This window comes from Amycolatopsis alba DSM 44262 (genome assembly GCF_000384215.1).
Classification (GTDB): domain Bacteria; phylum Actinomycetota; class Actinomycetes; order Mycobacteriales; family Pseudonocardiaceae; genus Amycolatopsis; species Amycolatopsis alba.
Genome location: NZ_KB913032.1, coordinates 8,750,707 through 8,769,238, shown reverse-complemented (window position 1 = coordinate 8,769,238; position 18,532 = coordinate 8,750,707). Strand labels below are relative to the sequence as shown.

Annotated in this window: 18 protein-coding genes; 9 read left to right on the top strand and 9 right to left on the bottom strand. The window is 68.1% G+C overall.

Annotated features, from left to right (window positions below; all coding sequences use genetic code 11):
- Positions 1 to 31: 31 nt before the first annotated feature.
- The 5 genes from AMYAL_RS0140595 to AMYAL_RS0140575 form a co-directional block, all read right to left on the bottom strand.
- Positions 32 to 1,126 (bottom strand): thiamine-phosphate kinase, encoded by a 1,095-nt coding sequence (locus tag AMYAL_RS0140595; protein ID WP_026467850.1) that lies wholly within the window; start codon positions 1,124 to 1,126, stop codon positions 32 to 34.
- Positions 1,127 to 1,165: 39 nt separating this feature from the next.
- Positions 1,166 to 2,215: a phospholipase D-like domain-containing protein gene (locus AMYAL_RS0140590; RefSeq protein ID WP_020637043.1), complete on the bottom strand. Its 1,050-nt coding sequence runs from the start codon at positions 2,213 to 2,215 to the stop codon at positions 1,166 to 1,168.
- Between the two features lie 81 nt (positions 2,216 to 2,296).
- Complete coding sequence (dcd, locus tag AMYAL_RS0140585) at positions 2,297 to 2,938, bottom strand: dCTP deaminase (protein WP_020637042.1); 642 nt, start codon at positions 2,936 to 2,938, stop codon at positions 2,297 to 2,299.
- Positions 2,935 to 3,678 (bottom strand): hypothetical protein, encoded by a 744-nt coding sequence (locus AMYAL_RS0140580; RefSeq protein ID WP_020637041.1) that lies wholly within the window; start codon positions 3,676 to 3,678, stop codon positions 2,935 to 2,937. Before AMYAL_RS0140580 ends, dcd begins: the two co-directional genes overlap by 4 nt.
- Positions 3,675 to 4,961 (bottom strand): helix-turn-helix transcriptional regulator, encoded by a 1,287-nt coding sequence (locus AMYAL_RS0140575; RefSeq protein ID WP_020637040.1) that lies wholly within the window; start codon positions 4,959 to 4,961, stop codon positions 3,675 to 3,677. Before AMYAL_RS0140575 ends, AMYAL_RS0140580 begins: the two co-directional genes overlap by 4 nt.
- Positions 4,962 to 5,323: 362 nt before the next feature.
- Here AMYAL_RS0140575 and AMYAL_RS0140570 point away from each other — a divergent pair, with 362 nt between their 5' ends.
- Positions 5,324 to 5,656, top strand: coding sequence for a hypothetical protein (locus AMYAL_RS0140570; protein ID WP_020637039.1), 333 nt, complete (start codon positions 5,324 to 5,326; stop codon positions 5,654 to 5,656).
- Positions 5,653 to 6,228, top strand: coding sequence for a hypothetical protein (locus AMYAL_RS47425; RefSeq protein ID WP_020637038.1), 576 nt, complete (start codon positions 5,653 to 5,655; stop codon positions 6,226 to 6,228). Before AMYAL_RS0140570 ends, AMYAL_RS47425 begins: the two co-directional genes overlap by 4 nt.
- Positions 6,229 to 6,279: 51 nt before the next feature.
- Here the strand turns inward: AMYAL_RS47425 and AMYAL_RS0140560 are convergent, their stop codons facing one another.
- Positions 6,280 to 6,963 carry a DUF998 domain-containing protein gene (locus tag AMYAL_RS0140560; protein WP_039796096.1) on the bottom strand — a complete coding sequence of 228 codons (684 nt, stop codon included), beginning with the start codon at positions 6,961 to 6,963 and terminating at the stop codon, positions 6,280 to 6,282.
- Positions 6,964 to 7,199: 236 nt separating this feature from the next.
- Here AMYAL_RS0140560 and AMYAL_RS0140555 point away from each other — a divergent pair, with 236 nt between their 5' ends.
- A complete protein-coding gene (locus AMYAL_RS0140555; RefSeq protein ID WP_245193332.1) occupies positions 7,200 to 9,698 on the top strand; it encodes a M14 family zinc carboxypeptidase in 2,499 nt (832 codons plus the stop codon).
- A 105-nt stretch (positions 9,699 to 9,803) separates the two neighbouring features.
- Here AMYAL_RS0140555 and AMYAL_RS0140550 read toward each other — a convergent pair whose 3' ends face one another.
- Positions 9,804 to 10,886: a J domain-containing protein gene (locus AMYAL_RS0140550; protein WP_020637035.1), complete on the bottom strand. Its 1,083-nt coding sequence runs from the start codon at positions 10,884 to 10,886 to the stop codon at positions 9,804 to 9,806.
- A 109-nt stretch (positions 10,887 to 10,995) separates the two neighbouring features.
- On the opposite strand from AMYAL_RS0140550, the gene AMYAL_RS0140545 reads away from it, so the two are divergent.
- Positions 10,996 to 11,904 (top strand): alpha/beta hydrolase family protein, encoded by a 909-nt coding sequence (locus AMYAL_RS0140545; RefSeq protein WP_020637034.1) that lies wholly within the window; start codon positions 10,996 to 10,998, stop codon positions 11,902 to 11,904.
- Here the strand turns inward: AMYAL_RS0140545 and AMYAL_RS0140540 are convergent.
- The gene (locus tag AMYAL_RS0140540; RefSeq protein WP_020637033.1) at positions 11,901 to 12,812 is read right to left on the bottom strand and encodes a hypothetical protein; all 912 of its coding nucleotides are present in this window, start codon (positions 12,810 to 12,812) and stop codon (positions 11,901 to 11,903) included. The genes AMYAL_RS0140545 and AMYAL_RS0140540 overlap by 4 nt on opposite strands.
- Complete coding sequence (locus AMYAL_RS0140535) at positions 12,809 to 13,324, bottom strand: hypothetical protein (protein WP_020637032.1); 516 nt, start codon at positions 13,322 to 13,324, stop codon at positions 12,809 to 12,811. The genes AMYAL_RS0140540 and AMYAL_RS0140535 overlap by 4 nt, the downstream gene beginning before the upstream one ends.
- A 216-nt stretch (positions 13,325 to 13,540) precedes the next feature.
- Between AMYAL_RS0140535 and AMYAL_RS0140530 the strand changes: the two genes are divergently transcribed.
- The 5 genes from AMYAL_RS0140530 (at position 13,541) to AMYAL_RS0140510 (ending at position 18,528) form a co-directional block, all read left to right on the top strand.
- On the top strand, positions 13,541 to 14,950 hold the full coding sequence (locus AMYAL_RS0140530; RefSeq protein WP_020637031.1) for an APC family permease: 1,410 nt from the start codon (positions 13,541 to 13,543) through the stop codon (positions 14,948 to 14,950).
- Positions 14,947 to 15,846, top strand: coding sequence for an ROK family protein (locus tag AMYAL_RS0140525; RefSeq protein ID WP_020637030.1), 900 nt, complete (start codon positions 14,947 to 14,949; stop codon positions 15,844 to 15,846). Before AMYAL_RS0140530 ends, AMYAL_RS0140525 begins: the two co-directional genes overlap by 4 nt.
- Positions 15,847 to 15,947: 101 nt before the next feature.
- Positions 15,948 to 16,502: an NADPH-dependent FMN reductase gene (locus AMYAL_RS0140520; protein WP_020637029.1), complete on the top strand. Its 555-nt coding sequence runs from the start codon at positions 15,948 to 15,950 to the stop codon at positions 16,500 to 16,502.
- Between the two features lie 22 nt (positions 16,503 to 16,524).
- Positions 16,525 to 17,508 (top strand): daunorubicin resistance protein DrrA family ABC transporter ATP-binding protein, encoded by a 984-nt coding sequence (locus tag AMYAL_RS0140515; RefSeq protein ID WP_020637028.1) that lies wholly within the window; start codon positions 16,525 to 16,527, stop codon positions 17,506 to 17,508.
- A 168-nt stretch (positions 17,509 to 17,676) separates the two neighbouring features.
- Positions 17,677 to 18,528, top strand: a complete 852-nt coding sequence (locus AMYAL_RS0140510; protein ID WP_020637027.1) for an ABC transporter permease — start codon at positions 17,677 to 17,679, stop codon at positions 18,526 to 18,528.
- Positions 18,529 to 18,532 lie beyond the last annotated feature (4 nt).

Below are 18,532 nucleotides of genomic sequence, written 5' to 3'. Positions count from 1 at the left end.
ATCACGACGCGTCCGGGCGACCTGCCGCCACTCACGAGCCGGAGGGGGCCTGCCTGCCCAGTACGTCGGCGATCAGCCGGGACAGGTCGCCGCCGTGCCAAGAACTCGGCGAGAACCGCTCCTGCGCGATTCCTTCCCAAGGCGTGCCGTCGTCCAGCGCGATGCCTGCCTCACGGGGAACGAAGGTGCCGATCTCCTGTGCCGCGACGCCCTCCGCGGCGAGGGTCTTCCTGGCGAGTTCGACATCGTCCGATCGCACGGCGACCACGAGCGTCCAGTCGCCCCAGGCCTGTGCGAGGTCGAACCGGCCGAGTCCCGCCTGCGCGCAGACGTCGGCGGGCCCGTCGTCCAGCTGGATGTCCGTGGTGATCACCGCGCCGAGACCGTTGGCGCGGCAGAGTGTCCGCACGGTCGGGAAGAGCCCGTCGGAGACGTCCATCGCGGCTCGGGCCAGCCCCGCCGTGGCGAGCAGCCGCCCGGCGGTCAGCTGCGCCATCGGGCGGCAGGCGCGCTCGCGGATTTCGTCGACGAGCGGCTCGGGAAGCCGCGCCTGCTCTTCGGCGAGCAACGCGTACGCCCAGAGATAACCGGGCGAACCGACCAGCAACAGGCGATCTCCGACTTCGGAGCCCGTGCGCCCGAGTCTTCCTCCGGGGACACACCGGCCGATCGCGGTCGCGGTGAGCTGCCGGACCGGACCGTCCCGGAGATCGCCGCCGACGATCCTGGTCCCGTGGGTCTCCGCGCAGTCGTCCACGCCGTCGAGGAGCCGCCGGAACTCGCCTGCCGTGGTCGTCTTCGGGAGGGTGTAGTTGACGACCAGTCCGAGTGGAGTGGCGCCTGCCGCCGCGAGGTCGGAAACGTTGATCGTCACCAGCAGCCAGCCGGTGTGGTACGGATCCGTTTCCCCCAGAATGGTGACCAGCGGGGTGGGGCAGCTGTCGGTGGTGGCGACCAGATCGCTGCCGCGTAACCCGTCCGAGCCGTCCAGGAGAGCACAGTCGTCACCGAACGCCGGGACACCGCCGTAGCGTGGCCGCAGAATGTGCTCCACGATCGCGTGCTCGCCGAGGTCGCCGAGGAGCACGTCGTCACTGACCGGGGGAAAATCGCTTACGCCAGGCATGATCCGCCAATCGGGACGGGGTCACCTTGCGGCCGATGATCATCGGTTTCGCCATTTGCGAACGATCTTGTTCATTCGTGGTATCTCCTCGATGAGCAGCGGGGCCGCGATTCCGCAGCTGATGCCGATGAGAATTTCGGGCCAGTGTGGCACCGGCACCGGAATGAACGCGAGCAGAAGGAACAGGATGGCAAGCCAGGACTTCCAGTGTTTGCGGAAGAACCAGAGGAATCTTGCCGACGGGGCAACGCGAACAGAGTTCGACCATGCTTCCTCGAAGAGCCTGAGGAACATTCTGACGAAATTCGGCAGCATACCCTGCGGGGAGGCGACCTCGATCATGACGCCTTCAAGGCTTCGTTGCCGGTAGGGGTCGTAGATATCGAATCTCACGATTTCGCCGTCCACGGAGAAGCAGGTGGCGAGTTCCATGTCCTCGGGTGTCCTGCTCAGCCGGATTTCGACGGTCGGGGAGTGGTGGAACTCGTGCACCCAGGCGGTGATCCGCTCGGCGGAAATGGAACGCATGGTTTCGTTTCGCCATTTCACGGCCAGCGTCGGCGCGGCGAGCAGTATGCGCACCCGCACGCCTGCTTCGGCGCGCTCGTGAAGTATGCGCACGGTCTCGTCGTAGGGCGGGGTCACCAGCATCGGCAGGCAGATCTCGCGCTGTGCCGATCGGAGAAGGTCGAGATACGAATGGAATACCGAAGAGTTCTCCATCGGGCCGAGAACCTTGATATAGGGTTCGAGCGTGACACGAATCGCCAACAGTCTGTCGGCGACACTCTGATCGCTCAGGTGGTTCGCGATCAGCTGCGCCAACCGGGAAACACGCCCGGTCACCGTCACTCCGTGAATGACGGCCTGAGTGAGCCATTCTCGATGGAGCAGGTCCTGAATCGCCAGCCGGGCTTCGGCGACGGATTCGAGTCCGGGATAGTGGCGGACGATTTCGGCAAGATCCCGCTCCGGCCGGTCGTACCCGCGTGTCGCCATCACGACGGCCAGCATCGCCGAAGAGCGGGTCATCCCGGTCTGCTGAAGATCCTGGGCTATGCGCAGTTCCGACCTGTCGAGAGTTCCCACAAGGCCTCCTCCCGGTGGGCGGACTCGCTACAGCATAGGTGCGGCTATTTCACCTGTCTGCCCGCCAGGAGGATGAACGGACTAGTTGTTGGAATTGTGCGCGTGTTCGATTCGTTCGGCAAGGCGGGAGGGCATGACGAAATGATCGTTCGAATAGTTGTGCGGAATACGGTCATACGACTCCTCACTTCCGGTCGAAGCGAAAAGCATCACATTGCATATTCTGGTGCCGGGACGCAACAGAACCGCGTGGCGTAGATGATTGACGATTTCCAGGGTCAGGACGGCGCCGTTGTTGCTGCCGAAGCCGGGACTGACCTGGCCGCAGAGCACCACGCTGACGCCGAGGCGGGCGTAGTCGCTGGTGCCGTCGACGAGTCCGGCCAGCCTGCTCGAAAGTCCGATGCGTTCCATGGTCGGTGCGAGGACGACCTCACCGGGTTCCACCCGCAGCCTGCCTTGGTCATCCAGGTCCTTCGGCACCAGGTCCGGGTACGTGGTCTTGTCGGCGATGTCGACGGGGCCGGTGGATTCCAGGCTGAAGGCTTCTTTGCCCAGCCGCAGGCTGATCGCCGCGGGCCGGATCAGGGAGTCGTCGAAAGGCAGGACGGAAAGATCGCCTTCGAGCAGGGCACTCCGGATCTCCCGGTCGGTGAGGATGCCGCTTTCGATTTGCCTGCTTCCGGAATGGAGACTGAGGGGGGCGGACTGGACTGTGGTCATGACGAGACTCGCTTGTCGAATGCGGCGACGACGGATCCGACGAGAACGCGGAAGTCCTCTTCGGTCAGTTCACCGTTGGGCTGGTCGTCGGTTTGGTCGGGTAAGCAGTAGACAACGGTCTTGGCCGACCGGTGGGGTCCTTGCAGGACGAGGGTCGCGGTGAGACTCGCGTCGATCGGCCGGACGGTGTGCACGACCTCGGTGTCGCAAGAATAGACCTGCCCGTACCGCACGTGCGGTGCCCGCAGTTTCTTGAGGCGAGCCTGTCCGTCGCGCCGCAACGCCGCGGGGTCGGCGGGATCGACCCCGTACCAGTACCTGGTGTGAAGGTCTCCGCCTGCAGCGGTTTCGCCGTACTCGACCATGTGCATGCCTTCGCCCGCGATGACGGTCGAAGCGAATTCCCAGCGGTGGCTGTGCGGATTGGATTCGCCACGGGACGGCTCGGCGGCTTCCGGCCAGACGTGCAGCCGGATCCGGAAATCGGCCGAAGCGTGCAGCACCATCTTGGCGAACCCGTTGGGGTGCCAATAAGAGCGCTTCGCGGCGTCGCGGACGGATTCCTCGTTCCGGAGGATCTCCTCCAGCCAGGACAGGAAGGTGCCGGGGTCGTCCTGGACCCGCTGTGCCGCGCCGCGGAGCCATGGCAGATCCACGACGCCGTCGGCGGGCCGCGAATCCGTGATGCCACGAAGAAACGCGTGCCCGGCGGGAGCGGATGAAGCAAGGGTGTCGGTCATGGGGTCGTTCCTGGAGGGCTGAGCGGGGGCGCGGCGACGGCGAGCGCGGCCGCGCGTAGGGCTGTGACGGCGTCCAGCGTCTGCCAGATGGGTAGGTCCCCGCTTCCCCAGGCCCACAGCCCTTCGTCGGCGTCGTAGCGCTCCCAGAGGGTCCCGAGCGCGCGGTTGAGCCGGGGCAGTGGCAGGAAAGGGGCGGTGGCCAGTGCTTGGACGACCCAGGCGGAGGTGAAGTGCCGGATGATGATCCGGGTCGCTCCGTCACCGTCCGGGCGAGGTTTTTCGAGGTCCTCGGCCACGCCGTCATCCGAGTGGGTGTGGTCGATGAGCCATTGTGTGGCTTCGTCGGCCGCCTCCCGGACGTCATTGCGATCATCGCGGTTCCGCAGCACATCGCGCAGCACCACCACGGCGCGGGCGGTGTGGGCCACGGAGGGCTCCGGCGCGACGAGTCCGGCTTCTTTCTTCTCCGGCCACAGCCGAAGGCCGCCGAAATCGAGCCTCGCGGCCAGTAGATCGTCGATCAGCCTGCTGGTCAGCCGGGCGTCGGGCCGCATCCGGACCGCTGTCTGCAGAGTCGTGGCCAGCAGGTAAGGGCGAGTGTTGCTGAACGGGTCCAGCGAATGCTCCAGGAGCTCCAAGCCGTCGTCGACCGACAGCGTGGTGTCCGCGCGGAACAACGCGTCCAGGACGGCCGCGGTGGTCTCCGGCCATTTGCCTTCCGGCCTGCCTCGCCAGCCGTGTTCGGAGCGCCGTCGATGGAGGTTTTCGATCAGCGGATGTAGGTCGATGTAGGGCTCGCCTACCAACTGCATCGTGCTGATCCCGTACGCGGTGCTCAGCACGGTCGGCGGGGTTTTCCGCTGCAGGTTCTGCCGCCAGCCGAGCGGTTTCCCGTGCTCGTCGCGGATCAGCCGCTCGGCGAGTTTGGCGCCGACGGTGTGGAAGACCTGCAACAGCGACCGGGAGGTGTCGACGACGCTCGCGTCGCCGGCGATCGTCGGGGTGTGTTCCTGCGGCGAGCGGGCCGTTTCCACCAGGGTGAAGAGCGCGTTGGTGGCGCGGAAGTGGTCGTCGAGCTGACGGGCGTTGTGCGCCGACGGCAGGTACTTGCCGGTCTCCCACTGGGTCAGGTTCGCCCTGGTGACGCCGATGATCTTGGCGGTCTCCGCCTGCGTTTCCCCGGTGGCTTTGCGAAGTCGCCGCAGCTCACGTCCGACATCCGACGCGGTAACGGTTTCCGCATCAGGGCTTACCGGCTGGTCCCCGGCCGATGTAGGCTTCATGTAGGCACTAGACACGGGCTTACCTACCTCGGGTAGGCAATGTAGGGCGGTGACTGAACGTGCACACAACGGCGAGAGTACAGCAAGCGAATCGGACCGCGCTGGCGCGTGGGTCAACGTCATGTCACAACGTGGGAAAGGTGCCGAAGGCTTCTGTTCCACCAGGTCCTGGGGTACGTGACCCGCCTGGCGACCAGGGACGGCGCGAACAGGGCACGGCCGGAAAGTGGATGCTGTCAGCCATCTGAATGTCACGCTGCGCATCCATTTCGGTTCGAGCCGTCTGCGGGCCACACGAATGCCGGAGTAGGCGTCGTGTGTGCCGACCCGAGTCCGCGTTTGCAGTATCGGGGGTGAACCTCATGTCCCACCACGAGAACCACACGGCAGCGCCCCGATCTTGGTTCGATCGACTTCTCGAACGTTTCCACGAATGGCTTTACGCGACCGACGAAGACGCGCGAGCCATCGCGCGCGGACGGCAGGTCACCCGTGTGCCGGGGACCAGGCGCCGCGTCTACCGCGATCCCCGCTGGGACACCGTGCACGCGTGCGAACCGTGCGGAGGCACGGGCTGGTGGCCCTACGAGGACGCCGTTTGCCCGGACTGCGCCGGTGCCGGTGTCGTCCGCTCCATTCCCGCGGCGGCGGTGGCCGCCGAACGCACCGCCGGACGGACAGGAGGAAGGTCATGAGCCGTTGGCAGGAACCCCAGGCGATCGCCGAGCTGGCCAGGGAGGTCACGGTGGTCAGGCGACCGAACCCGTTCACCGCCCTCTATCACTGGCGCTACGAGATCGGTGCGCTGCTCGTCCTTCCGTACGCGCTGTTCGTCCTGTTCGAGGCGGCGGGCCCGCTCTGGGCGGCCGTCGTGCTGTTCTGTGTCGCGAATTGGCTGTTCTACTGGAAATCGGCGCGGAGATTCCTTCGCGACCGGCTCCGCTCGGTCGTCGTGCAGCACCGGCTGCGGACAGGATTCGCCAGGGCGCGGGTGTGCACGCTCGACGGCAAGCTGCCGGTGATCCTGTGGACCAAACCTCGGGGTGACGAAGTCGAGGTCACCGTGTTCTGCCCCGCCGGGGTCGGCTACGAGCGCATCGAGCAGCGGAGGGGCCTGCTGGCCGCGGCGTGCTTCGCCACCGACGTCCACGTGTACCGCCATCACAAGCGTGCCAACGTGGTGCACCTTTCGGTCTGCACCGCGCGCTTGCGCAGGGACGCGGACGAGGACGAGTTCGCGCCCGGTCTGGCGCCCGTGCGGCGATGACCCTGCACCGCGCATGCCCGGCTCCGGCCGGGTGTGCGCGGTGCCCGCCGGTCAGGACGCGACCCGCGGCGCCTCGGATTCCGTGACCGGAACCGGCACCCGTGCCGGGATGAGCAGCGACGCCAGTGCGATCAGCCCGGTCAGCGCCATCGCGCGTTCGACCAGTCCCAGCGGGATCGCCTGCCACCAGGGCCTACCGCCGTTCATCGAGACCACGATCGCCCCGAGGATCACGCCGAACCACGCGAGCGCGGCCACCGCGAGCACCCGCGTCACCGCGCGGCGCGCGGGGGAGGAGGGAAAGACGGCCTTCGCGGCGAACCACACGGCCAGCGGCAGGCAGGCGAAGGCCACGACGCTCGCGATCCGGTGCACCGTGCCGCCGGTGCTCGGCCCGATCGCCCAGTTGTTCTTGGGGAACGCCACGATCACCACCAGGCTCGCCGTCCAGAGCGCGCAGAAGACCGACGCCGCGGACAACGCGGGAAGGTGCTTGCGGCGGATCAGCGCGCCGAAGCCGATCGCCGAACCGAACGCGACCAGGAGGACCGCGACGTCGAAGATCCACTTGTTCTCGCTCAGCGCGTATTCGCTGATGGTCCGGCGGACCGGGCTGATGTCGCTGGTGGCGGGGAGGACCTGCAGCAGCAGGATCAGCAGCGCTCCGCCGGCGACCGAGACCACGGCGGCCAGCAACGCCAGCGGGGACCTGCCGGTGACCTGGGACGTCGTCATGGTGGAACGGTAACCGCCCAACCTGAAGGTTTTCTTAGCCTTTCCTGTCGGAATCGACAGGAAAATCCCATTCCGCCGTACCCGTCCGCGGTGATCGTTCCGGCACTTTCGGTGAGATCGTTGGGCCGAAAGGGGTGCAGGCGACTTGTGGCGGGTCCCTTCGGTGGGGTCTCGGGTCTAGGGTCTCGCTACCGGTGACCTCACCCGGTCACCGGACTGTCCAAGGAGGTCAGTCTGTGGGGTATTCACCAAACCGGCGAAGAGCGGGATGGACGGCGGCGACCCTGGTGCTCGCCGGCACTTTCGTGGCCCTTCCTTCGGCCACGACGGCGGGTGCCGCGGACAACGTGGTGCGCGCCGATCAGGCCGTGCCGCGGTCCTGTTTCGCGGCGTTGCAGAAGCCGGGTACGTCCGGCACCGATCGCCGCGAGTTCACGTCCACAGTAGACGGCCTGCTGCAGGCGAGGCTCGCGCCTCGTGGCGGCGGCGAGGGCGACTGGGACCTGGCGGTCTTCGATCAGGCGACCGGTTCCGTGGTCGCCGCGTCCGCCGCGTTGCGCAGTCACGAACTCGCCGAAGGCTTTGTCAAGAAGGGCCAGAAACTTCTCGTGCAGGCCTGCCGGTACGACGGGCGGGCACGCGACGCGTTACTGGGGGTCGACTTCCTCGCGCTCACGCCGCAGGGGACACCGACCGGCGCCGCGCCCGCGCCGCAGCGCGCCGAACTGGTCCGGGTCGATACCCCGGCCAAGAAGGACAAGGACAAACTCCTCCGGCTCGGGCTGGACGTCACCGAGAAGGCCGACGCGACCGGCGTCGAGGTCGTCCTGGCCAACGACACCGACCGCAAGACGCTGGCGGACAACGGCTTCAAGTCGAAGGTCGTCGACGCCGACCTTTCGGCGAAGTCGATCCAGAACGCCAAGACCGACCGCGAGTACGCCGCGAAGACGCCGGGCTCGACCCTGCCGTCCGGGCGCACGAGCTACCGGCACCTCTACGACTACCAGTTCGAAGTCAAGGAACTGGCCCGCAAGAACCCCAAGCTCGTCACGGCGTTCACGCTGCCGCAGCCGACCTGGGAAGGCCGTGACGTCGTCGGTCTCGAGATCGCGACCGACGTCAAGAACATCACGGACGGCAAACCCGTCAACTTCACCATGGGCGTGCACCACGCCCGTGAGTGGCCGGCGGGCGAGCACGCCATGGAATGGGCCCACGAACTGGTCAAGGGCTACACCGGCAACAACCCCGAAATCCGCGGTCTGGTCGGCCGCACACGCAACATCATCGTGCCGATCGTCAACGCCGACGGCTTCGAAATCTCCCGTGAGGCCGAGCCCAAGGGCGACTTCTCGCGCTTCGACTACGAGATGAAGCGCAAGAACTGCAACGTCAACGACTCGCCCAAGGAGTTCGCGACCGGCGTCTGCAAGGCCAACCCCGGCGGCCGTGAACGCGGCACCGACCCGAACCGCAACTACGCGGGCTTCTGGGGCGGCGCCGGCGCGTCGACCCTGTGGCGCAACGACACCTTCCGCGGTTCCGGCCCGTTCTCCGAGCCCGAGACGCAGAACATCCGCTCGATCGTGTCCAACCGCCAGGTGACCAACCTGATCACGCTGCACACCTTCTCGAACCTGGTGCTGCGTGTCCCCGGTGTCGCCGCCGTCCGCCCGCCACTCGACGAGCCGGCGTACAAGGCTCTCGGCGACAAGATGGCCTCGCGCAACGGATACACCAGCCAGCCGTCGTGGGCGCTCTACGACACGACCGGCTCGACCGAGGACTGGTCGTACTGGGCCACCGGTGGCTGGGGCTTCACCTTCGAGATCGGCAGCACCGAGTTCCACCCGCCGTTCCAGAACGGTGTCGTCGCCGAGTACACCGGCGTCGCCCCGGCGGCGGGCGCGGGCAAGGGCGGCAACCGTGCGGCCTTCATCGACATGCTGGCCAACGCCGCCGACCCGGCGGCGCATTCGACGCTGATCGGTACGGCGCCGAAGGGCTACGAGCTGAAGCTGCACAAGACCTTCCAGACGCCGACCGCCCCGGTGGTGCAGCCGGACGGCTCGACGAAGCCGCCGATCTACGTGACCGACAACCTGAACTCGTCGCTGTCCTCCACCGGCGGCCGGTTCGCGTGGTCGATCAACCCGTCGACCCGTCCCTACGTCGCGGGCCGCTACGGCCGTGAGCCGCAGGGCCCGGCGCAGGCGAGCATCGCGGTGACCAACCCGCCGGGCGTGCCCGCGACGAACGCGAACTACCCGACCGACCCGACGTCGGAGAGCTTCACGTTCCACGTCGACGGGCTGCCGAAGGTGGACAACGGGAAGTTCAGCGTCGACGTCAAGTGGGCCAGCCCGGACACCGACTGGGACCTGTACGTCTTCGACGCCGCGGGCAACATGGTGTCGTCGTCGGCGAACGGCGGGACCACGGAAGAACACGCGATCCTGTACGACCCGCCCGCCGGGGACTACAAGGCCGTGCTGGTCAACTTCGCGCAGGCGAACCCGTCCACTGTGGACGACTGGACCGGCGGTGTGTCGTTCCAGTCGCCGATCCCGCCGACCTACGGCCCCAAGGAGGCGTACCAGCTGACCTGTACGTCGCCGAAGGGCAAGCTCGTCGGGCTGGCGGACGTCTACATCGACCGCGGCCAGACGGTCGACGTCGGTGAGGTCTGCACCCGTTCCGCGCGTGCCAACAAGGAGCGCTCGGTCCGGTAGTTCACGCGGGCCGGGTGACACGCAACGTGTCGCGAAAGCCACTTTCGAGACGCCAGACGTCCCGAAAGTGGCTTTCGCGACACCGTCCAGCGCGACGGCCTGACATCAGGCAGCGCTGCCGACGACCCGGCTCCGCACCACCCGCATCGTCGCCGAGTCCACAGTGGACGGCTCCGCCGCCAGCCAGCCGCCGATCTCGTGCAGGAACTGCTCCGGCGTCATCGGCGGCGCGGGGGAGGGATCATCGAGGTCCGTGGTGATCTCGCCGGTCCGGCTCGGGTACACGATCATCGCCCCGCGCATCGTGACCCCCGGCAGAAGCCGCCGGTACTCGGCGAGGCTCTCGGTGAGCCTGCTCCCGCCGCCGCGGAAGGCGCGGCCGTTGCGCAGCAGGCGGTCGTCGTCGTCGGTTTCGTAATGTCCCGGCAGCCACAGCTTCGATTCGATGAGCACGAGCCGTTTCCCGCACAGCACCGCGTGGTCGACGTCGGCGAACACCGAGTCCGGCCACGAGAGGCCGTGGAAGATCCGCGCGCCGGGCAGCCGGGTCAGATACCGCTCAAGCAGGTCGGCGGTGAGCCGCTCGGCGAGTTCGTCGCTCTCGGTGCCGGGCGTGCCGAACACGCGTTTCCCGCCGAATTCGGCGGCGAACCGGGTCTTGGCGCGGGAAGCGGCGAGGTAACCGCGCGCGAGCCGTTGCACCAGCAGGGCCGTTCCGGCGGTCAGGATCAGCCAGATGATCAGCGTGGGTGCCGAGAAGCCGACGCCGGTCAGCACCGGCAGCAGGACCAGCACCATCCCGCCGACCGCGGCCACGACCGGGGTGTGCCCTGGACCGCGCCGCCGCCCGTGCCGCACGCGCCCGTCCTGCGCGGCGAACTCCCACCATTCGAGGTCGTCCGGATCGATCACGACCGGCTCGGGCTCGTAGCCCGGTTCCTCGCCGAAGCGACGTCTCGGCCGCGGCCGGATCGGCGCGCGCACGGAGCGTCCGCCCGCGTCGTAGCCCGCGCGCCGCATCGGATCGCTGAGTGTGTCGTAGGCCTCGCGGACCAGCTGGAACGTGAGCGCGGAGCCCCCGGCGTCCGGGTGATGCGACTTCGCCAGCCGCCGGTACGCGGTCTTGATCTCGTTGACCGAGGCGGCCTTGCCCACGCCGAGCACTTCGTAGTAGTCGACAGCTGGCACGGGCGGTTCACCTCCAAAGGGCCGGGCCGCAACACTATTCGGCCGCCGCCGGTCGCCCGCAACCACCTCCGCGGCGCGTCGGGGTGATGTCGCGGGCGTACTGTTTCGCTTGTGGCGGAACGAGGTCCGCCTCCGCTGCGTCCTGGATATCGTGGAGATCGACAACGCACGGGGAAGGAACGCGGTGGGAGCACCGATCACGGGTACGGCCGCGGGGGTACCGTTCACCGTCTTGCCGCCATCGGCCGAGGTCAGCGGCCCCGCACCGGTGGTCGTCGCGTGGCACATGATCGACGCGCCCCGCACTGACGCCGCCTTCGCGGCCGCGTTGCCGCTGGCGGGGGTGCCGGCGTGGCGCGTGTACCTCGGAATGCCGTTGTGCGGCGCGAGAATGGTCGACGGCAGCATGGACGCCATCGTCGAGCGGGCCCGCCGTGACGCGGTGCTCGCGTACGCCGACCCGTTCGTCCGGCAGGCGGCGCTGGAATTCCCTGCCGCACTGGCTGAACTGCGGGAACGCTTCGGTTTCGACACCGCCCGCATGGCCGTCGCCGGGGGTTCCCTCGGCGGTGCCGTCGCGTTGACGATCCTGGCCACCAGGGAGATCCCGGTGCTGGCCGCGGCGCTGATCAACCCGGCCGTGCGAGCGCGTTCGCTGGTCAGTGCGGTGGAAAGCATGCTGGAGCAGTCCTATCCGTGGACCGATGAAGCGAATCAGGCGGCGGATCACCTCGACTTCGTCGCACGATCGGGTGAAATCGCGGACAGGGAAAAGCAGGTCCCGTTGCTGGTGGTCAGCGGCGAAGACGATTTGCCCGCGTTCCACGCCGATGCCGGTGACCTCGTCGACGCGTTGCGCGGCCAGTACTCCGTGCCCGGCGACCTCCTGCTGACCAGGGTGCCCGGTCTCGCGCATCCTCTGGCCGAAGAGCCGGGCATCGACCCGGCGCCGCAGCTGCCGATCGCGAAGCAGGTCGACGACGTGGTCACGGAATGGCTGGTGCGGCACCTGGGCTAGCAACCCGGTGGTGGCACCGATCGGGACGGGCCGAATTCGAGGCGCTGCTTCTCGGTTTTCGGGATCACGAACGCGACACCGGTCGAGGTCCGCCAGTTCGCCGGGAGGAAGACGTACTGACCACCGGACTGGAGCAGGAGTTTCAGCCCGGTGTACCGGTACTTGTAGGCGGCTTCGGGATCGGCGCATTTCACCTGCAGGACACCGTTCGCGGTGAGGTTGAGGCTTTCCGCGCTGTACAGCGTCGCGGCCGGTCTCGTCGGGATCACCCCGGCGGCTTCGTAGGCGCGGCTCGTGCCGACGGCTCCCGAATAGTCGCCGACGGCCCAGAAGAGTCCGATGCTCACCAGGACGTAGCCGGTCACCAGTTCCGCCAGGCTCGACCGGGCGTTCCCTGTCCGGTGTGAGGTCCAGTGACGCCAGGAGAAGAGCGTCAGCAGGACACCGAGCGCGAAGCCGAGCCCTGGAGCGCCGGGATAGTCGCGAAAGGGTTCCGGGTCGAGCGCGATCGCGGTCGTCGAGATCAGCAGCAGGAGGCCGAGGACACCGGCGACGGGGGAGCAGATCCGCAGCAGCCTGGTCCAGGGTCCCTCGCCGAGGCGGATCTTCAGGAACCGGGTCGAGACCAGGAAGAGCAGTACCGCGCCCGCCGCGCCGGTCAGGGGCAGGAGCACCCCGTCGACACCCCGCCCGAAGATCTCGTCCGGTGTCTGGCCGAGCAGCGTGTAGTGCACGCGGAAGTAGCCGAAGTACGTCTGCGTCTCGACCAGCCCGAAGTAGTAGAGCAGCGCGGTGAGCAAGGTCGTGTTGGCCAGCGCGGCGCCGACCACCCGGAGCGCGTGCGACGGGACCGCTGCGGGTTCGGCGGCCGGGGGCGCGGGCGCGCGAAGGCCCCGCCGCGTCCTCATCCGCTCGTGGTTTCGCTCGGCTTCTCGCTTTCCGACTTCGGCTGCGAGGAGCTTTCCTCCGGGATCTCGGTCTCGCACAGCCTCGCCTGGATCGTGATCGTCCCGCCGGGCCGGACCGGATTCGGGCCGATGCTGCGGATGCAGTGGCCCTTGCCCGTGGTCACGATCGAGACGCCGCACCGCCGGGCGCTCTTGCAGAGGTCCTCGAGGTTCTGCCCGATCGCGCGCTCGGCGGTGTCCGGGTCGGTGCCGAGAAGATCGCTGTTGTACTTGATGGGGCTTCCGGGCACGATCGGCGGACGGGGCTCTTCGGTGTGGCCGCCCGTCGGTCCCGGCGCCGGCCCGTCGGTCGTGGCCGCCCCGGAAGACGCCGTCGGAGCCGTTTCCGTGGTCACCGTGCTGTCCGTGGTCAGATCGGCCGGGGCCGTGTCGCGGGGAGGGGACGCTCCGCCGCAGCCCGCCGCGAAACCGAGTGCGGCGATCGCCGCCACCGCGCTGAACAGCCGTTTCATGGACCTCACCGTCCCTGGGAAGACGCTCTTCTGGCTAAGGACGCGGAACGGTGCCTCCCTGATACGTCCCGGCTTGCTCTGTTCGGGGGTATTCCGGCTGATTCCGCCCTTTCGGGCAATTCCGGGTGGACCGGCGCGCGACAACTTTGCGGACCGGCCTTCCGACACGCCGCAAATTATGTTAAGAAACTTTACTAACTAATAGGGAGGCGCGTTTTGAGTTCATCCCCGCGGCCGGGGCTCGAGCGGAAGATCGGGCCGCTCCAGGCGACCGCCATCAACATGACCCAGATGTGCGGGATCGGCCCGTTCGTCACCATCCCCGCGATGGTGGCGACCCTCGGCGGCCCGCAGGCCATGTTCGGCTGGCTCATCGGCGCGGTCATCGCGCTGGCCGACGGCCTGATCTGGGCCGAGCTCGGTGCCGCCCTCCCCGGCGCCGGCGGCACCTACGTCTACCTGCGCGAAGCGTTCGGCGTCCGGACCGGCAGGCTCATGCCGTTCCTGTTCGCCTGGAGCGCGGTGCTGTTCATCCCGCTGATCATGTCCACCGGCATCATCGGCCTCGTCCAGTACCTCGGGTACCTGATCCCCGGTGTCGCCGACGACGGCGGGACGACCGGGCTCGGCAAGATCATCGGGCTCGGTGTCATCGCACTGATCGTGCTGGCGCTGTTCCGCAAGATCGGCGAGATCGGGAAGCTGACCACCGTCCTGTTCGCGATCATGCTGTTCGCGGTGCTTTCGGTGATCGTCGCGGCCTTCACGCACTTCGACGGCGCGCAGGCGTTCGCCTTCACTCCGGGCGCGTTCTCCTTCGGCGGCGGCGCGTTCTGGGCCGGGCTCGGCGCGGGCCTGATCATCGCGATCTACGACTACCTCGGCTACAACACCAGCGCCTACCTCGGCGGCGAGGTGCGTGACCCCGGCCGGACGCTGCCGCGGTCGATCATCTTCTCGATCCTCGGCATCATGAGCCTGTACTTCCTGCTGCAGCTCGGTGTGCTCGGCTCGATCCCGCTGGAGGAGCTGAAGACCGCCACGTCGGTCGCCTCCACCGTGCTGGAACAGGCGTGGGGCACGGGGACGGCCAAGGTCATCACCGTGTTCATCGTGATCGCCGCGGTCGGCTCGGTGTTCGCCGGACTGCTCGGGGGTTCGCGGGTCCCGTTCGAGGCCGCGCGCGACAAGGTGTTCCTGCCGGTGTTCGCCAAACTGCACCCGAAACTGAACCTGCCGACCGCCGGGGTGCTGACGATGGGCGCCATCGCCGCGATCGGCTCGCTGTTCACCCTCACCGCGGTGATCAACGCGGCGGTGACGGTGCTGGTGCTCGTCCAGTCACTCGCCCAGGTCGCGGCGATCGTGGTGCTGCGGCGACGGCGCCCGGAACTGCGGCGGCCGTACCGGCAGTGGCTCTACCCGATCCCGACGATCATCGCGCTGCTCGGCTGGGTCTACATCTACTTCTCCGCCACCTTGCTCTCGATCGGGCTTTCGGTGGGATGGATCGTGCTCGGCGTGGCGGCGTTCCTCGCCTACGCGAAGGCGGAGCACGTCTGGCCGTTCGGGCCGAAGGGAATTCAGGAATCGTTCGCGGGGGCGGAAGAGGGGAACGGGAAGTGACGGGGGAAGAACTGATCCTGGGGATCGACTTCGGCGGGACGAAGGTCGCGATCGGGCTGGCGGACAGAGCCGGGAGCCTGCTGGTCACCCGGCGGCTCGACACCGACGCGCAAGCGGGCGCCGAACAGGTGGTGAGCCGCGCGCTCGCCGCGGCACGGAAACTGCTCGCCGACGAAGGCGCCGCCGACGACCTTGCCGCGATCGGCGTCGTCAGCCCCGGCATCGTGCTGGAAGACCGCATCCTGCTGGCCCCCAACGTGCCGGGCTGGGAGGAACTGCGGCTGCGCGAACTCGTCGCCGACGAGTTCGGCGGCGTCGGAATCGAGGTGGGCACCGACGCCAAGGCGGCGGCGCTCGCGGAATGGCGATGGGGGGCGCTGGCGGACACCGATCCGGCGGTGTTCCTCTCGCTGGGGACCGGGATCGCCGCGGCGGTCCTGGTCGGCGGCCGGCTGCTGGCCGGCGCGAATGGCGCTGCGGGAGAGATCGGGTACAACCTCCTCTCACCGCAGGACACCGACGGGTTCGCCAGCGGAGCGGCGCCGCTGGAAGAGGCCGTCGGTGGGCGTGGGCTGGGCGGCCGGGCGAGTGTGCTGCTCGGCCGCCCGGTAACCGCGGGCGAGCTGTTCGGCCTCGCCAGGGAGAACGCGCAGGCCAAGGACCTGGTGGGCGCGGCACTCGACGAACTGTCGATGCACGTCGCGAACCTCGCCATCGCGCTCGACCCGCAGCGCATCGCCGTCGGCGGGGGACTGGTGCGCTCGGCCGACATCCTGCTGCCCGCGCTGCGTGAGCGGCTGGCCGGAGCCGTGCCGTTCCCGCCGGAGCTGGTGTCGGCGAAGTTCGACCAGGACGCGTCCCTGCTGGGCGCGATCGCGATCGCGCTGGACGCGTAGCGAGATCACCGACCGAAGCCGCCGGGCGTCCGCTAGATCCGATCTAGCGAACATCCGGCGGCTTTCTCGCGCCCAGAGGATGAGGCGAGAGGAGGCCGGTCATGAACAGCTGTCCGCTACGGGTCGCGGTGATCATCGGCAGCACCCGCGAAGGGCGGGTGGGGGACGCCGTCGGCAAGTGGTTCACCGACCGCGCGGACGACCGGGACGACCTCGTCACCGAAGTGCTCGACCTGATCGACTTCACCATGCCCGCCGAGCTGCCGGAGCAGCCGACGCCCGAGATGAAGCGGTTCGCGAGGCTGGTCGACGAGGCGGAGGCGTTCGTCGTCGTCACCCCCGAGTACAACCGCAGTTTCCCGGCGTCGCTCAAGCAGGCGATCGACACCGCCTACGACGAGTGGCGTGCGAAGCCGGTCGGCTTCGTCTCCTACGGCTACCGGTCGCAGGGTCTCTACGCCGTCGAACAGCTGCGCTCGATCTTCACCGAGCTGCACACGGTGACCATGCGGGACACCGTCGCCTTCAACCTCCTCGACGGCACCCCCGCCGATGTCGACGGGCAGGGACAGGCCGTGACCACCCTGCTCGACGAGCTCGTCTGGTGGGGCCTCGCCCTGCGCGAAGCGCGTGCCGCGCGTCCCTACGTCTGCTGAAAGTTCTGAAAGGAAAAGGAAAATGAGTGAACTGGCCATCGAAGCCTCGGGGCTGGTCAAGGTGTTCGGGGAGAACCGGGCGGTCGACGGGATCGACCTGAAGGTCCCCGCCGGCACCGTGTACGGCGTCCTCGGACCGAACGGCGCCGGCAAGACCACCGCGGTGAAGATGCTCGCGACCCTGCTCCGCCCCAACGAAGGCGAAGCGCGCATCTTCGGTAAAGACGTCGTCCGCGAGGCCGACGCCGTCCGGTCCATGGTGAGCCTGACCGGGCAGTACGCCTCGGTCGACGAGGATCTGACCGGGACCGAGAACCTGGTGCTGATCGGCAGGCTGACCGGGCATCGCAAACCGGCCGCTCGCGCACGGGCGGAGGAGCTGCTGGGGGCGTTCGGCCTGACCGAGGCCGCGGGGCGGCAGGTGAAGAACTACTCCGGCGGGATGCGGCGGCGGATCGACATCGCCGCGAGCATCCTCAACACCCCGGACGTGCTCTTCCTCGACGAACCGACGACCGGGCTCGATCCCCGCAGCCGCAACCAGGTCTGGGACATCGTGCGCGCGATCGTTCAGCACGGCACCACCGTCCTGCTGACCACGCAGTACCTCGACGAGGCCGACCAGCTGGCGTCGCGGATCGCCGTCATCGACCACGGCAAGGTGATCGCCGAAGGCACCAAGGGCCAGCTGAAGGCGTCGGTCGGCGCGGGCGCCGTCCACGTCCGGCTGCGCGAGGCCGACCAGCGGACCGCGGCCGAAGCGCTGCTCGTCCGCAACCTGGAGGCGCAGGTGGTGCTCGAACCGGACCCCCTCGCGCTGACCGCCCGGCTTTCGGGCGAGAGCACCGAACAGGGCGCCGCCGAGCACGCCGCGCGCGCACTGACCGAACTCGCCCGCGCGGGCATCGTCGTCGACACGTTCTCCCTCGGCCAGCCGAGCCTCGACGAGGTCTTCCTGGCCCTCACCGACCGCACCGCGGCTTCTTCTCAGGAGAGTGCAGCTTGAGCACGGAGTCAGCCGGGCACCCGAGCTTCCGGTGACCACAAGGCGCGCGCCGGCTATGCCCCGCTATCGGGGCGGCAGGGCGCCTGACCCCTTGAACAGAAGAGTCATCTCGAACGTGCGCCCTGGCGATCCGATCGCGGCCGCGCGCGGCAAAGAGGAGGAAACAGCTTGAGCACCACGGCAGTCAAAGAAAACGAAGCGGTTCTCGCGGCACCGAAGGCGGAGGACCTAGCCGCCGTCCTGATCGCGAAGAACCGCCCTCAGCGTCCCAGCGCGCTGTCGGCGTCGGTCACCTTCGGGTGGCGCGCGATGCTGAAGATCAAGCACGTGCCCGAGCAGCTGTTCGACGTCACGGCGTTCCCGATCATGATGACGCTGATGTTCACCTACCTGTTCGGCGGCGCGCTGTCCGGCTCGCCGACGCAGTACCTGCAGTTCGTGCTGCCGGGCATCATGGCGAGCAGCATCCTGATGATCACCATGTACACCGGGGTGGCGGTCAACACCGACATCGAGAAGGGCGTCTTCGACCGATTCCGCACGCTGCCGATCTGGCGGCCGTCGGCGATGGTCGGATACCTGCTCGGCGACATGCTGCGCTACCTCATCGCGGCGCTGGTGATCCTCGGCGTCGGGCTGATCATGGGCTTCCGGCCCGGCGGCGGAGTCGGTGGCGTGGCCGCCGCGATCCTCCTGCTGCTGGCGTTCTCGTTCGCGTTCTCGTGGATCTGGACGATGTTCGGCCTGCTGCTGCGCAGCGAGAAGTCGGTGATGGGCGTCAGCATGATGGTGCTGTTCCCGCTGACCTTCCTCAGCAACATCTACGTCAACCCGGAGACGATGCCGGGCTGGCTGCAGGCCTTCGTCGACGTCAACCCGGTGACCCATGTGGTCGGGGCGGTCCGCTCGATGATGGACGGAAACTGGGACGGCGGCGAGATCACCTGGGTGCTGATCGCGGGCGCGATCATCCTCGCGATCTTCGGCACGCTGACGATGCGGCTCTACAACCGGAAATGACCTG